This is a genomic window from Duganella sp. HH101, from assembly GCF_001758795.1.
GTDB lineage: Bacteria > Pseudomonadota > Gammaproteobacteria > Burkholderiales > Burkholderiaceae_D > Rugamonas > Rugamonas rivuli.
This window is the reverse complement of the sequence record NZ_LRON01000002.1, coordinates 257,936-272,246: the sequence shown is the minus strand read 5'-3', so window position 1 is coordinate 272,246 and position 14,311 is coordinate 257,936. Positions and strand designations below refer to the sequence as shown.

Here is a 14,311-nt window from a genome sequence, read left to right as displayed (position 1 = left end):
GAAAGGCATAATCAGCTGATAACTGATTATGCCGGTGATGCAGAGGATTAGTCGAGGATTTTGAAACGCGGATCGTCCGGATCGATGGACGAGATGCCGCGCGCCTCTTCCGTCATCTGGGTTTCTTCCGCGCGCTGCTCGGTGTGGCGCTTCGCTTCCAGGTGTTTCTGGATGGCGTTGACCAGCTCCTGCGTGCCGTCGTGGCTCAGCGCGGAGATCTCGAACACCGGGCCCTTGAAGCCGAACTTCTTGATGAAGTCCTTGACGCGCTTGACGCGCTCCGCTTCCGGCACCATGTCCAGCTTGTTCAACACCAGCCAGCGCGGCTTGTCGACCAGGGCTTCGTCGTATTTTTTCAGTTCGTTGACCAGGGCCTTGGCTTCCTTGACCGGATCGACGTCGGTCTCGAACGGCGCCAGGTCGACGATGTGCAACAGCAGGCCGGTGCGCTGCAGGTGGCGCAGGAACTGGTGGCCCAGGCCGGCGCCTTCGGAAGCGCCTTCGATCAAGCCGGGAATATCGGCGATCACAAAGCTCTTCTCGTGCGACACGCGGACCACGCCCAGGTTGGGGTGCAGCGTCGTGAACGGGTAGTCGGCAATTTTTGGACGCGCATTCGACACGGCCGAAATAAAGGTCGACTTGCCGGCGTTCGGCATGCCCAGCAGGCCGACGTCGGCCAGCACCTTCAGTTCCAGGCGGATGTCGCGGCGTTCGCCTTCCTTGCCTTCGGTCTTTTGACGCGGGGCGCGGTTGGTCGAGGTCTTGAAGTGGATGTTGCCCCAGCCGCCCTCGCCGCCCTTGGCCAGCAGTTCCATCTGGCCGTGTTCGGTCAGATCGGCCAGGATTTCGCCGGACAGGTCATCGATGATCAGCGTGCCGACCGGCATGCGCAGATGGATGTCGTCAGCGCCCTTGCCGTAGCAATCGGCGCCACGGCCGGATTCGCCGTCTTTACCGCGGTGCACTTTGGAGAAGCGGAAATCGACCAAGGTATTGATGTTACGGTCCGCTACAGCCCAGATCGAGCCACCCTTGCCGCCGTCGCCGCCGTCAGGGCCGCCGAACGGGCGGAATTTTTCACGGCAAAACGAGGCGCAACCATTGCCGCCGTCACCACCGATTACTTCAATTTTTGCTTCGTCGATAAACTTCATGATGTACCGCCATAAAACTAAAAAGGCCCTACCGTGGGCAGAGCCTTTCGATTGAAGGCTTGCGCCTTACAAAACAGCCCGTGCGGCTAGCGCACCGGGCTGGTAGCGTTATTTACGCTGGAACGACGGTCACGAATTGCTTCGAACCTTCGCCCTTGACTACGAACTTGACCTTGCCGTCCACCAGAGCGAACAGGGTGTGGTCTTTGCCCATGCCAACACCTTCGCCGGCGCGCACTGGCGTGCCGCGTTGACGAATGATGATGCCACCAGCATTGATCGATTGACCGCCGTAAACCTTAACGCCCAGGCGTTTTGATTCTGAGTCACGACCATTTCGCGTTGTGCCGCCGCCTTTTTTGTGTGCCATTTAAGACTCCTTGGATACTAATTCTCGGGCAAACGGCGATTAGCCGTTGATCGATACGATTTGGATTTCGGTGTAATTTTGGCGATGGCCTTGATGCTTCTGGTAGTGCTTACGACGACGCATCTTGAAAATCTTCACTTTATCGTGACGACCGTGTGCCACAACAGTAACCAGTACCTTTGCACCCTCAACCAGAGGAGCACCAAATTTGATGCTCTCGCCTTCGCCAACGGCGAGGACCTGATCGATGGTGAGTTCGGAACCAATGTCTGCCGGTATCTGTTCTACTTTAAGTTTTTCGCCAGCGACAACTTTGTATTGTTTGCCACCGGTTTTTATGACCGCGTACATGATTTGAAACCTCATCAAATGTTTAAGAAAATTTCGTCCGATATCCTTGCAACACCCTTGCGGGGCAGGCATGGAAACCGGGGAACCGCTGATTATACATGGGATGGGATTTCGCGTCAAAAACTATTCACAAATGCCGACGGGCGTGGTATGTCGACTATCTTGCTGTCGCCTTCACCTTACATATTTGGCAAACATGTTGCTCCGGATGGGGGAGGCAGCCCCTGTAGGCGGGGGCATGACGTATAATCTCGGCACCAATAGTCTACCGCACAGGTTCGCCTTGTCTGCCGCTACCCAAAACGCCACCCAAAACAATATCGCCCACACGATCGCCGCCGACATGGACGCGGTCAACACGGTGATCCGCCAGAAACTGCATTCCGAGGTCAGCCTGGTCAACCAGATTGCTGAATACATCATCAGCGCCGGGGGCAAACGCATCCGTCCCGTACTGGTGCTGCTGGTGGCCAACGCCTATGCCTACAAGGGCAGCGCGCACCACGAGCTGGCGGCTGTGGTCGAATTCATCCACACCGCAACGCTGCTGCATGACGACGTGGTCGACGAATCGTCGCTGCGCCGCGGCCGCGCCACCGCCAACGCGCTGTTCGGCAATGCCGCCTCGGTGCTGGTGGGCGACTTCCTGTACTCGCGCGCCTTCCAGATGATGGTCGGCCTGAACAATATGCGCGTGATGCAGATCCTGTCGGACGCCACCAACGTCATCGCCGAAGGCGAAGTGCTGCAGTTGCTGAACATGCACGACCCGGACGTCAGCCAGGAACGCTATCTGCAGGTGATCCGCTCCAAGACCGCCAAGCTGTTCGAAGCGGCGGCCGAGCTGGGGGCGCTGATTTCCGGCTGCAACGACCAGCAAATCGAAGCGGCGGGCGAATACGGCCGTTCGCTGGGCACGGCCTTCCAGCTGATCGACGACGTGCTGGACTATGCCGGCGACGCCAATGAAATCGGCAAGAACGTCGGCGACGACCTGCGCGAAGGCAAGCCGACGCTGCCGCTGATCTACCTGATGGAAAACGGCACGCCGGAGCAGCGCGAGCTGGTGCGCAGCTGCATCGAGCAAGGCGACGAGCAGCACTTCGACACCATCCTGGCGGCGATCACCACCAGCGGCGCGCTGGACTACACGCGCCAGCAGGCGGTGACGGCGGCCGAACGCGCGGCCGCCGCGATCGCCGACCTGCCCGACAGCGTCTACAAGGAATCGCTGCTGCAGCTGGCCCACTTCTCGGTCCACCGCACGCACTAAACGACCACGGCGCCCCGGGCGCCGTTTTTTATGGCCGCGATGGCGGCGGCCTTACAGCAGTTCCAGCACCAGCTCGGATGGGCGGCACAGGCGCACGCCCTTGTCCGTGACCACGAACGGGCGGTTGATCAGGATGGGGTGGGCCATCATCGCGTCCAGCAGCGCATCGTCCGACAGCGCCGCGTCGGCCAGGCCCAGCTCTTCGTACAGATCGCCCTTGTCGCGCATCGCCGCGCGCGTGCTCAGGCCTGCCTTGGCGATCATCGCCTTCAGCGCCGCGCGCGACGGCGGGTTCCTGACGTAGTCGACGATCTCCGGCTCGACGCCGGTGGCGCGTATCGCCTCCAGCGTCTTGCGTGATGTGCCGCAGGCGTTGTTGTGATAAATCGTGATGGTCATGAGGCTGCCCTTGCGTGAATTCAAAGCCGGCATTATCGCTGAAACCCGGAGGTTCCCGCTGACGGCCTATTGTCCGCCGACCGGGTGGATGCCGGGCTCGAGCGGCTGCATGGCCTTGGCATACAGCTTGGCCGCCAATTGCTGCGCTTGCGTGCGCGCCTCGGCGCTGAGCTTGCCCGCATCGCGCTCCCCCGCCACCTTCATCCCCATCTGCCGGGCAAACAGTTCCCATGCATAGGCGTTGGCGCCATCGCCCTCCGCCTCATATAGTTGCACCAACACGGCAATGATCTGGATGTGGCCCGCCACGGCGGCGTCGGCAAAATACTGCCGGCCCCGCGCCCTGGCATCGACGCCGGCCTCCAGGCCGGCGTCGTCCGGCAACGTGTCGGCCTCATAGTAAAACTGCTGCGCCAATTGCAGCGTGGCATACAGGTCGCCCCGCTGGGCTCGCCGCTTGAGCTCGGTCAGCGGCAGCGAGAAATACTCTTCCGGCGTGAAATAGCCTCCCAGCTTCATCCGCGCCTTGCGCTCGTCGCGCAAGGCGGCGCGATCGACCTCGGCAGGCGTTCCACGGCCAAACGGCGAAAGTCCCCAGCCCCTGGCGCCAGCGGCCGCCTGCGCCGTGGCGGCGCTGGCGGACGGCTGCGCCGCCGCGGCAACGGCGCGTTGCGCCATCGGCGGCACAGCCGGCGCCGGGTGCTCGGCAACCGGCCAGAAGAAGTAAGCAAGTCCGGCAAGCAGACCGAGCAGCAATAGGGATTTCATACGCTCATTCAATAAAAAAACGCCGCCGGCAGGAAGCGGCAGCGTCGTGTCAACTCAGGCCGGCATTAGAAGCGGCAGCCGCCCCAACCCCAGTGATTCTGCAGCGCCAGCAACTGCGCCTGCTGTTGGCTGCACGCCGGGAAGGTGTAGTTGAACTGGGACATGCTGCCCGCGCCCACGCACACCACATACTGGTGCGGCGTACCGCCACCCGGGCAGGTCGGGCCGCCCGGCGGGTTGGTCGGCGTGGTCGGCGTAGGATTGGGATCCTTCGGCGTCGACCAGATGGTTTGACCGGAGCTGCCCTTCCACAACGTGATTTCCAGGCTGCCCGTCGTGGCGTTCACACCGGCGCGATAGTCGCCCGCAGGACGGCCGCCGGTGTTGCTTGCCCACTTCACGTTGTAGTTATCGTCATATTGCACCAGATTGCCATCGCCCTGCATGATGGTCTGGGTGGCGCCGTTGGAATAGCTGGCCCAGATCGGCGTGCCGCCGGTGCAGGTGTTGCTGCGCGGACGCTTGTACACCACCAGATTGCCGTCACCCTGCTGGATCAGGCAATACTCGCCGCCCGACTCGCTGAAGTCGCCCGCCCGCAAGGCGACGTTGGTGGGCACCTCGCCATAGTAGGACGCCGCCTGCACCCCAAACGAGGCCGCAACGGCCAGCGCGCCGACGATCAATTTTGAAATCACATGCATTATCAACTCCTGAATTTTATTAAGAAGTTAACAGTATCACAAAAGAAATCTTGTGAAAATACCATGCTGCAACCGTGCGCCGCGGTTCAGAACTTCGCCGCCACGCTGACGCCGATGCTGCGCGGCGCCAGCCGGTAGCCCTGCACGATGGACGCCACCTGCGGATGCTGGATCACCGTGTCATTGTCGAAGGCGTTCTTGACGAACACGCTGACGTTGTAGCGGTCGAAGGCCATGCCGGCGCTGAAGTCGGCGGTGTGATAGGCCGGCCGCTCGTAGTCGGTCTGCGCCGGATTGAGCGAGCCCTTGCTGGCGCCCACCCACTGCATGCCGCCCATCACGAACGCGCTCTTGTCGCCGAACACCGCGAAGTTGTAGGTGGCGTTGAAGGCGGCGTTATATTTCGGCACGCCCTGCACTTGCGCGCCGGCCACCGCGCCCACCACGCCGTTGCGCGAACCCTCGTCGTTCGACAGCTCGGCCTTGACGTAGCCGGCCGAAGCCGTCAGCGTCAGGCCCGGCAGCGGCTTGGCCTTGATGTCGAACTCGAAGCCCTTGCTGGTGGCGTCGCCGGCGTTGGCGTTGTAGGTGTAGGCGCAGGTCGGCAGGTAGACGCCCTGCTGGATGTTCTTCCACTTCACGTAGAACACGTCGGCGTTGACCGTGAGGCGGTTGTTGAGGAAGCGCGACTTGCTGCCCACCTCGTAGCTCCACAGGCTGTCGGCCGAATACGAATCCGGGCCCTTGGTCAGGCCGTTCGCCTCCAGGTCTTGCGCGCAGGTGGTCGGCGGCACGTAGATGTTGTTGCCGCCCAGGCGGAAGCCCTTGGCCACGCTGGTGTAGACGGTGTTGGTCGGATTGACTTCCCACGTCAGCGCATACTTCGGCGTGAACGCCTTCGACGACGAACTGGCGCTGCTGTTGTTGCCGGCGCCGGCCAGGTAGTTGCCGTTGCGCTGGTCCAGCGTGGAATCGGCTTTCAGGTAGCGCGCGCCCACGGTGGCGTGCACGGTCGGCGTGAAGTAGTAGTTGACCTCGCCGAACACCGAGCTCTGCTTCTCGCGGAAATGGAAGGCGCCGGCGAACGAGTTATCGTTCGGGAACTGGCCGGGCCGCGCGTCGGGCAGCAGGTCCGGATCGGCGATGTCGAAGCCGAAGCGCTTGAAGGTATCGGTGACGCCGAAGATCGGGTCGTTCTCGATGATGTTGGTGTGCTGGTTGGAGAAGTAGGCGCCGGCCAGCCAGGTCCACGGCGACACCGCCGCGTCATAAGGGCGCGACGCCAGGCGGAACTCCTGCGACACCTGGCGCACCTGGTTGTTCAGGTAGACCGCCGACGGCAGGCCGGCGATCGCCTCGATCAGCTCCGGCGGCGCCTTGCCGCCATCGTCGGTCGAGGTCAGGAAGGTCGACAGCGAATAGCTGTTGTAGGCCGAGCCGTTCTGCGTGCGGTCGAACTTGCGCTCGAAGTAGCTGGTGGCCGAGGTCAAGTCCATCGCGCCCAGGTCCCAGTTGACGGTGACGCTAGGCGTCAGCAGCGTATCCTTGGACGGTTCGCGCACCTGCTTCTGCGCCTGGTAGTTGGGGCGGTCCAGGTTGAAGGCGGCGATATCCTTCGCATCGACCTTCTGGTAGTAGACCGACGGCGTGACCGTCACCGAGCGGATCGGCTTCCACTTCAGCGCCACGCGCATTTCCTGGTCGCTGAGCTTGTTGATATTGTTGGCCAGGCGATTGCCGTCGCCGTCGACCTGGTTGATGTAGCCGCCCGTGTGCTGGGCCTGCACACCGATGCGCAGCGCCAGCTCGTCCGGGATCAGCGGGAAGTTGGCGACCATATTGGCCGCGTAGTTGCCGCTGCCGCCCTTGGTGTTGGACAGCTCGCCGTAGGTGCTGAATTCGCGCTCCTTCAGGTCCGGCTCGTTCGGCACGAACTTGATGGTGCCGCCCATGGAACTGGCGCCGTACAAAGTGGCCTGCGGACCGCGCAGCACTTCGACGCGGTCGATGTCGAAGAACTTCGGCTCCACCGTGCCCATGGTGTAGACGTTGCCGACCGTGATGGAGACGTCGCCCAGGTAGATGCCGACGGTGGCCGCGCCGGCCGTCGAGCTGATGCCGCGGATCTCGATGTTCTCGGTGCCGGGTCCGGCGCCGCCGTTGCCGCTGGCGGCGGTGAAGGAGATGTTGGGCACCACGCGCGTGAGGTCGGTGAAGTCGTTGACGTGCTCGGCCTGGAGCTGGGCGCCGGTGACGGCGGTGATGCTCATCGCCACCTTGGCCGGATCTTCCTTGCGCTTCTGCGCCGTGACCTTGACCACTTCGATCTCGTCGGACGGCTTGACCTGCGCCCAAGCCGGAGCGGACAACACCGCCATCGCCGCAGCGACGGAACTGCACATAATCTTTTGCCGTATCTTCATGCCAGACCTTCCCATGTCAGTAAGGGCGACGCCCCAAAAAGATGCATATTCCGATAATTAATCATATTAACCATCTTGATCTTTTTGCAAAGCAAGAAACTTGCCATTACCGGGCTGAACGTTGGAATCTGGTCACAAATTGGCTGGTTTGGGGCGCAAACGGCCTGAACATCGCTTGGCCGCCCGGAGTTTGCGCCCGATTGAAAACAGCGTTGAAATCTGGTGTAATTATTACGTAATCGGGGTGTGGCTCAGCCTGGTAGAGCGCTGCGTTCGGGACGCAGAGGCCGGAGGTTCGAATCCTCTCACCCCGACCACAAGCTGCTTCAAATCCCTCCTCTTCCTTGCCCTCCTCCACAGCCACCGCCAAGCCCCCGCGCGCCAGCAACATTTCCAATTTATCAGTAATTGTTAATATTTTTTTAAAAAGTGAGTTTTCGATAGGATCCTCAAGAAAAAATAATGGAAAATTAACGCGGCTTGAATTGAATCATCCTGATACTTTTTCGGAATATATATTTAAAACATATTTTTGGATAAATAATGATGAAAAACATGCTTATCTTGATGGCCATGCTTTCAGGTACCGTCCATCAACAACTTCACGGGCAAAATAACCCCAAGGGCTTGCTACTGCTTGATCCCAAAGCCTATCAACTTTTGGAAGAAACACCTTTGGCTACCCGTGGCAAGCTTCCGCCATCCGCGACTTTGGAGCAAATGTTTCCTGAAGCATCGCATCAAGGCGGATTGGGATCATGCACAACTTTTGCTGCAAGTTATTCCAAGGCATATAGAATTTTCAAAGCAAGCGATCGCAGCAAAGGGGTGGGCAACTTCAAACAAAGCCCGGCATTCATTTATGCCGCGTTGACCCATCAAAAATGCGACGCCGGCACCTATATTCATGAAGCGCTTCAGTTTTTAAAAGCCAGGGGTTCGGTGAAATGGGATGAGCTCCCCTATTCAGATTCGACCTGCCCCGACTGGCGCAGCGTGATGTCCCTGGCAAAAAACAAGAGCACTTTCTCCTATCGCCTCTCGACAGACAAAAACATGGTCCTGCAGCAAATCAAACAGGCCATCGCCGACGGCACTCCTGTGATACTGGGCTTCAACGCGTGTGACGAGTTCGATCATCCGAAAGGAGGAAAGATCACTGTTGCCAGCGGCAAAGATACGAGCTGCGGCGCTCACGCGGTACTGATCGTGGGATATGACGATGATGCAAAAGCGATACGCATCCTCAACTCATGGGGCCGCGAATGGGGAGAAGATGGCAAAGTGTGGATGGACTATAACGTCTTTCTAAACCGCTATCTTCAAGCCTATGTCGACTTTGGCCCTGAGGAGGGAGGCTGGAACGTCAATGATCATGATTGGCTCAGCGATACGACCGAAGTTCCACCGGTAAAACTGATGGCTCCCGGCACGGTCGCGAAGATTTCGCAGCAATCGCTGGTGCAATCGATCAGAACGCGGATATCCCCAAAGTCCTCTGGAAAAGCGGAAATCATGGGAGTGGTTAAGCCGGTGAGAAAGTGGTCGATCTGGCTCAATTTAAGCAAGCAGGATGCGGCGCAGGTTAAGTCCGTTGAATACTCATTCCATCATCCTTCGTTCAGGAATCCGAAAAAATCCGAACAAGGTTCCAGCATATTTATTTCAGAATGGCTGGGTCACGGTTGTACGCATGACGCCAGTATTTCCGCAAAACTAAAGGACGGGACAGAGGTCAACGCCAAGTTCGACTTCTGCGAAGTCCTGAGGAACAGCCAGGCAGAGAACGTATCGATCCCGCTGGCACAACTGGATTAAAACCTGTTTCTGGCCTGCAGGTGGCCATCGCCCTGCCGTACCCGCCGCCGGCCTGGATCCAGCCGGTGGCGCCCCTTCCCCGTCCCTCCCCATCGGCCTGCGGCGCCGGCACAACACACTTGTTGTTTTTTGGTCATTCTTTCCCGGCAACTGCTGAGAATGCGTTCGCGCAACCTGATTTCAATATAGTATCTTGCACTGTCGACAAGTTCCATGCCCAGGTCGCGGTCAATAACACTCGCTCTATCCGATGACAAAATTTCCCAGCCACTACGAATGTCTCAACGTCACTCGCGACGCTCCTCCCGAAGTGATACGCGCGGCCTATCGTTCGCTCTCGCAGAAACATCACCCAGATAAGAACGTCGGCGACCAGGCAGCCGTGCAGATGATGGCGCGGTTGAACACCGCGTACAGCGTACTGTCCGACTTGGATCAGCGGGAACTCTACGATTTGCAGATCCGCAGCGAACAGCGTCCCGCCGTCCGGAAGAAGGCGGATGCATTCCTCCGCAGCATCCACCACCATGCGAAAGGCCGACATGCCCGCATCATCGCTACGGTGCTCGGTCTGTTGACGGTCTCGATCATGGCAGTGCTCTGGTATGTCTGGAAAGACAATCAATCGATGCTGCGCCTTGAGCAGGCGGTTGTTTATTCCGCTGATGCCGCCACCGCCCCCAACGACGAACCGCAGCAGCAGACCGGAGCACCGGCAGCGAACAGCGCAGCCAAAAGCAAGGCTGTCGGCGGCAGTGCCGCCCAGGCAGCCGCCCCGTCCGGCATCGGAGCGGTCGCGACGGAACTGGCGAAGCCTTCCGCAACGTCAAAAGCGCCTGCCCCGGCGGCCAAGACCACCGAATACGAACGCCTGACAGCCATGTTGAAAAGCATGGGCCTCGGCCTGCACAAGCTGGACTTGCCTGGCCTGGCATCCAATGCCAAACAGCCGCCCTTGCCGGCCAAGCCTGTCGAGGCAGCCAAGCCGGCTGCGGCACCTGCGCCGCCGGTCCAGGCCGCCAAGTCGGCCGCCATGCCCGAGGCGAGCCGTGCGCGCGAGGAAGCCGAGCGGCCGGCGGACCCGGTTCCGGCGCGCAGCGAAGCGAAGTCCGTGGCCGAAGCCAGCCGGGCGAGCGCGCCGCCGGTCGCCAGCGTCAGCGCCAGCGCCAGCAGCGCCAGCCAGGGGCTGCGTCCCGCCGTATTGGTCGATGCGCGCGCCTGCCCTACTCCCGCCTACCCGATCAATGCCTACCGCAACGGCGAAAGCGGCTCGGTACTGTTGGCTCTGCTGGTGGGCAACGACGGCCGCGTTCTCGAATCGAAGGTACAGAAGTCGAGCGGCTCCTCCGACCTGGACAAGGCTGCGCGCAAGGCGCTGTCGCAGTGCCGCTTCAAACCGGCCAGCGGCGACAGCCAGGCCGAGCCGACCTGGGCCACGCTGACCTATGTCTGGTCCATCGACTGACGACGGCCATGACCCCATGCATCGGAGGGCGGGGCCCCACTCTCCGAGGTCAACGCAACAGGCTTACGCCGCCGGGCGCGATTTGCGGCGGGCCATCCAGCCGACCAATCCCAGGCCGCCGATCAGCATGCCGTAGGTGGACGGTTCCGGCACGGCCGTGATCGACAGGTTGTCGATGGCGACGTCGTATCTGGCGTAGTCGAAGACATAACCCGGCTTCAGCGTCGTGAACACGATCTCATCCACACTGGCCAGCACGCTGGCGAAGGTGCGGCCGGACGGCAAGGTCGGCCCCTGCCCATCGGGACCGCCGTAGCCGCCCCATCCGGCAGGCAGCGCCAGCGAGCCGGTGTCACCGATAGTCACCGACAGATGTTGCCACCCCTTGGTCGAATCGATACTGCCGAGGTTGTAGAACACGCTGGTGTACGGCAGGTTGGCCGGCTTGTTGTCATAGTCGCGCAGCTCGACGACGAGGTCGCGTGAGACTTCCTGGCCGAAGAAGTCGATCTGCTGCGCCGAGATATCCAGGCCGATGGTGACGCCCGGGAGCTTGGTATAGTCGCCGAGGAAGGCCTGGTTGCTGTGGGTCCCCCAACTCACACCGAAGTTATCGATCACGGTGCGCAGCGCCGGTGCGCCGACGCCCATGTTGTGGTCGATGCCGGAGCCGCCGACACCGTTCAGGGGCTGCATGGCCCACCAGCCTTCTTGCCCCTTGGAGAAATCAACCGTTGCCGAATGCGGCACGGCCATGGCAGTACCGCCAGCCAGGGACAGCGCCAATACCATCATTGCTTTATTCAAAGTCATGGGTTTTCCTTTACAGACAGGTTAGAGGGATACCACCAACTCCACGCGACTGAAAACACAGAAAAATTATCGTTTTCTTAAGCCGGTGTGAGGCCGATTCTGTGATCGGCGAACCCGTCTGTCAAAGAGCACACACAACTAAATTGTAAGCAAATTGTTACCAAGTTTCTCAATGACCAACCGCTATTCCCAATGGAAACTTGTAACTAAAAGTAAGAGTGACGCGGCCAAACGGCAATTCCCCTATGACGATATATTTTAAGCATCAAGCAAATTTGACCGTTCGGACAAGCAAAACGGCCTGGTCCGTAGCATTTTTCGTCCGTTAGGAAAACGTTTGTTTTTTGCTACAAGTCTCCGTCACCTTCCCCAACGATATGGACAGCCACATGGCCCGGAAATACAGGGGCGCCGTCGCCCGGCCGCCGCAACCGATTTTCACCGGGTATGCCAAGCTGCCCAAAGAGTACGCCGAACTACCCTAGCTTCAGCTGGTTGACGAACCAGCGTCCGGCCGGCCCGGGCGGATGGTCGCGCAGGTGGATGGCGTGCATCGAAAAGCCCGGTCCCAGCGGCGCGTGCGCCTCCAGAGTGATGCGCACCAGCTTGCCGGTGCGCAGATCTTCCTCCACCATGTGCAACGGCATGTAGCCCCAGCCCAGCCCGGCGCGCAGGAAAGCATGCTTGGCGCCGAGATCGGCCAGCCGCCAGGTCTGCGACGCGACCACGCCGAAATTGCGGCCGGCCGTCAAATCCGAACGATCCGTCAACACCAGCTGCACATGCTGCGCGGCCTGCGCCTGCGGGATCGCGCCTCCGGCCGCCGTCAAGGGATGGCCGGGCGCGGCCACGCACACTGCCGTCACGCTGAGCAGGAATTCGGATGCGCAGCCGGGCGGTATCTCCGGCAGCGAGCCGATGATCGCCACCCGGCACTGGCCCGCCACCAGCGGCTGCACCACCGCGCCCAGCGCCTCCACGTACAGCCTCAGCGGCGTGGTCGGAAACGCCGCCTTGAACGCCTGCACCGCCGCCGTCAGCGTGGCGATCGGGAACATCACATCGACCGCCACCGCCAGCTCCGGCTCCAGCCCCTCGGCCAGCGTGCGCGCCTTCGCCTTGAACGCATCCATGCCGCCGACGGCGGCGCGCGCCTGTTCGAGCAGCGCCCTGCCCGCCTCCGTCAACCGAGGATAGCGTCCGGTGCGCTCGAACAGCGCAAAACCCACCTGCAGCTCCAGGTTGGCCAGCGTGGTGCTGACCACAGACTGCGCCCGGCGCAGCTTGCGTCCGGCGGCGGAAAAACTCCCTTCGTCAGCTGCGGCGATAAAGGTGCGCAACTGGTCCATCGACATGGCGTCAAGCATGTATCTACTCCTTGGATACTATCCATCCAATTATATAGGCTATTCAGATGGATAGCGTGAGCCTAAGATGGCTTCCATGCACTGCAAACAAGGAGCAAGCAAATGAAAACACGCAACATCGCATTCCGCACCAAAGGCAATACCCGCGGCCCGATCACGCGCCTGGTCAGCCCCGGCGATGTCGGCCAGATGATCAAGCCCTTCGTGTTCCTCCATCGCTTCCGCATGGAAGCCAACCGTGGCGGCAAGATGGGCATGCATCCGCATTCCGGCATCGCCACCGTCACCGTGGTGATGGACGGCGCCACGGCCTACCGCGAAACCACCGGCAGCGAAGGCGTGCTGCACGCCGGCGGCGTCGAGTGGATGAGCGCCGGCAACGGCGTCTGGCACGACGGCGGTCCCATCGAGGGCCATGGCGTGCGCGGCTTCCAGCTGTGGCTGGCGCTGCCGCCGGAAGACGAAAACGGCCCGGCGCACAGCCAGTACCTGGCCGCGGAGCAAGTGCCCAGCAGCGGCCCGGCACGCGTGATCATCGGCCGCTACGGCGACGCCGCCAGCCTGATCCAGCCGCGCGCTGCGATCAACTACCTGCACGTGAAACTGCGTGACGGCGAGCGCTGGACTTACCAGCCGCCAGCCGGCCACGACGTGGCATGGGTGGCAGTGGCCGCCGGCGCGCTGCGCGTGGCAGACGCGGTGATCGGCCTCGAAGTGGCGGTGTTCGAAGAAGGCGGAAGCGCCATCGACTTCGTCGCGGAAGGCGAGACGGAATTCGTGCTGGGCTCGGCGGTCAAACATCCGCACGAACTGGTCACAGGCTACTACTCGGTGCACACCAGCCTGGCCGCGCTGGCGCAGGGCGAAACAGAAATCGAGCGCATAGGCACCCAACTGCGCTCGGCAAATTTGATGTAATCCAACTCATTGAAAGGAACGACCATGAACAACGCTAACACTTCGATCATCCCCGCCATCGGCCGCGCACTGATGGCAGCCATCTTCGTCATGAGCGGCATCGGCAAACTGCTGGCGCCGGCCGCGACGATAGGCTACATCGCCTCCTCCGGCCTGCCGTTCGCCACCGCCGGCCTGGCGGTCGCCATCGCGGTTGAACTGGGCGGCGGCCTGCTGCTGGCGCTCGGCATCCAGACCCGCCTGGTGGCTGCCGGACTGGCTGCGTTCTCCATCGTCACCGCGCTGGCTTTCCACCACGCGATCGGCGACCAGAACCAGATGATCCACCTGCTGAAAAACATCGCGATGGCGGGCGGCCTGCTGCAAGTGGTGGCCTTTGGCGCCGGCGCCTACAGCTTCGACAACCGCCGCGCCGTCACTGGCAATCGTCAGCCGGCATAAGCTCAAGCGTCATAAAAAAACGGCACCGCATGCGGTGCCGTTTT

13 protein-coding genes, 1 tRNA gene and 1 pseudogene are annotated in these 14,311 nt (G+C 61.2%); 6 read left to right on the top strand and 9 right to left on the bottom strand.

From position 1 onward, the window contains the following. Positions 1-47: 47 nt before the first annotated feature. The 3 genes from obgE to rplU form a co-directional block, all read right to left on the bottom strand. The gene (obgE, locus tag DUGA2_RS04020) at positions 48-1,157 is read right to left on the bottom strand and encodes a GTPase ObgE (RefSeq protein WP_008445660.1); all 1,110 of its coding nucleotides are present in this window, start codon (positions 1,155-1,157) and stop codon (positions 48-50) included. A gap of 112 nt (positions 1,158-1,269) precedes the next feature. Further along, a complete protein-coding gene (rpmA, locus tag DUGA2_RS04015; RefSeq protein WP_008445659.1) occupies positions 1,270-1,527 on the bottom strand; it encodes a 50S ribosomal protein L27 in 258 nt (85 codons plus the stop codon). Between the two features lie 39 nt (positions 1,528-1,566). Next, positions 1,567-1,878 (bottom strand): 50S ribosomal protein L21, encoded by a 312-nt coding sequence (gene rplU / locus DUGA2_RS04010; RefSeq protein ID WP_008445658.1) that lies wholly within the window; start codon positions 1,876-1,878, stop codon positions 1,567-1,569. 283 nt (positions 1,879-2,161) lie between these two features. On the opposite strand from rplU, the gene ispB reads away from it, so the two are divergent. Beyond that, positions 2,162-3,151: an octaprenyl diphosphate synthase gene (gene ispB, locus DUGA2_RS04005; RefSeq protein ID WP_070267332.1), complete on the top strand. Its 990-nt coding sequence runs from the start codon at positions 2,162-2,164 to the stop codon at positions 3,149-3,151. A 54-nt stretch (positions 3,152-3,205) separates the two neighbouring features. On the opposite strand, the pseudogene arsC reads toward ispB, so the two are convergent. From arsC to DUGA2_RS03985, 4 genes and pseudogenes are all read right to left on the bottom strand, one after another. Beyond that, positions 3,206-3,550: pseudogene (arsC, locus tag DUGA2_RS04000) on the bottom strand (arsenate reductase (glutaredoxin)); the annotation flags it as partial. Between the two features lie 66 nt (positions 3,551-3,616). Continuing rightward, positions 3,617-4,318 (bottom strand): hypothetical protein, encoded by a 702-nt coding sequence (locus DUGA2_RS03995; protein WP_141753185.1) that lies wholly within the window; start codon positions 4,316-4,318, stop codon positions 3,617-3,619. A 65-nt stretch (positions 4,319-4,383) separates the two neighbouring features. After that, entirely contained in the window at positions 4,384-5,022 is a 639-nt protein-coding gene (locus tag DUGA2_RS03990) for a hypothetical protein (RefSeq protein WP_070267328.1), read from the bottom strand. Positions 5,023-5,108: 86 nt separating this feature from the next. Continuing rightward, complete coding sequence (locus DUGA2_RS03985) at positions 5,109-7,424, bottom strand: TonB-dependent receptor (RefSeq protein WP_229214579.1); 2,316 nt, start codon at positions 7,422-7,424, stop codon at positions 5,109-5,111. 261 nt (positions 7,425-7,685) lie between these two features. Between DUGA2_RS03985 and DUGA2_RS03980 the strand changes: the two genes are divergently transcribed. The 3 genes from DUGA2_RS03980 to DUGA2_RS03970 all read left to right on the top strand — a co-directional run bounded on the left by DUGA2_RS03980 (position 7,686) and on the right by DUGA2_RS03970 (position 10,728). Then, positions 7,686-7,762 (top strand) — tRNA-Pro (locus tag DUGA2_RS03980). A gap of 226 nt (positions 7,763-7,988) precedes the next feature. Next, positions 7,989-9,263, top strand: coding sequence for a C1 family peptidase (locus DUGA2_RS03975; protein WP_071658847.1), 1,275 nt, complete (start codon positions 7,989-7,991; stop codon positions 9,261-9,263). Positions 9,264-9,513: 250 nt separating this feature from the next. Continuing rightward, positions 9,514-10,728, top strand: coding sequence for a TonB family protein (locus DUGA2_RS03970; protein WP_070267322.1), 1,215 nt, complete (start codon positions 9,514-9,516; stop codon positions 10,726-10,728). A 63-nt stretch (positions 10,729-10,791) separates the two neighbouring features. Here DUGA2_RS03970 and DUGA2_RS03965 read toward each other — a convergent pair whose 3' ends face one another. Then, the gene (locus DUGA2_RS03965; protein WP_070267319.1) at positions 10,792-11,541 is read right to left on the bottom strand and encodes a PEP-CTERM sorting domain-containing protein; all 750 of its coding nucleotides are present in this window, start codon (positions 11,539-11,541) and stop codon (positions 10,792-10,794) included. A 476-nt stretch (positions 11,542-12,017) separates the two neighbouring features. Beyond that, positions 12,018-12,908 (bottom strand): LysR family transcriptional regulator, encoded by an 891-nt coding sequence (locus tag DUGA2_RS03960; RefSeq protein ID WP_070267316.1) that lies wholly within the window; start codon positions 12,906-12,908, stop codon positions 12,018-12,020. A gap of 102 nt (positions 12,909-13,010) precedes the next feature. Here DUGA2_RS03960 and DUGA2_RS03955 point away from each other — a divergent pair, with 102 nt between their 5' ends. Together DUGA2_RS03955 and DUGA2_RS03950 are read left to right on the top strand one after the other, a co-directional pair. Next, on the top strand, positions 13,011-13,826 hold the full coding sequence (locus tag DUGA2_RS03955) for a pirin family protein (RefSeq protein WP_070267313.1): 816 nt from the start codon (positions 13,011-13,013) through the stop codon (positions 13,824-13,826). Positions 13,827-13,850: 24 nt separating this feature from the next. Next, on the top strand, positions 13,851-14,267 hold the full coding sequence (locus DUGA2_RS03950) for a DoxX family protein (RefSeq protein ID WP_070267311.1): 417 nt from the start codon (positions 13,851-13,853) through the stop codon (positions 14,265-14,267). Positions 14,268-14,311: the final 44 nt, after the last annotated feature.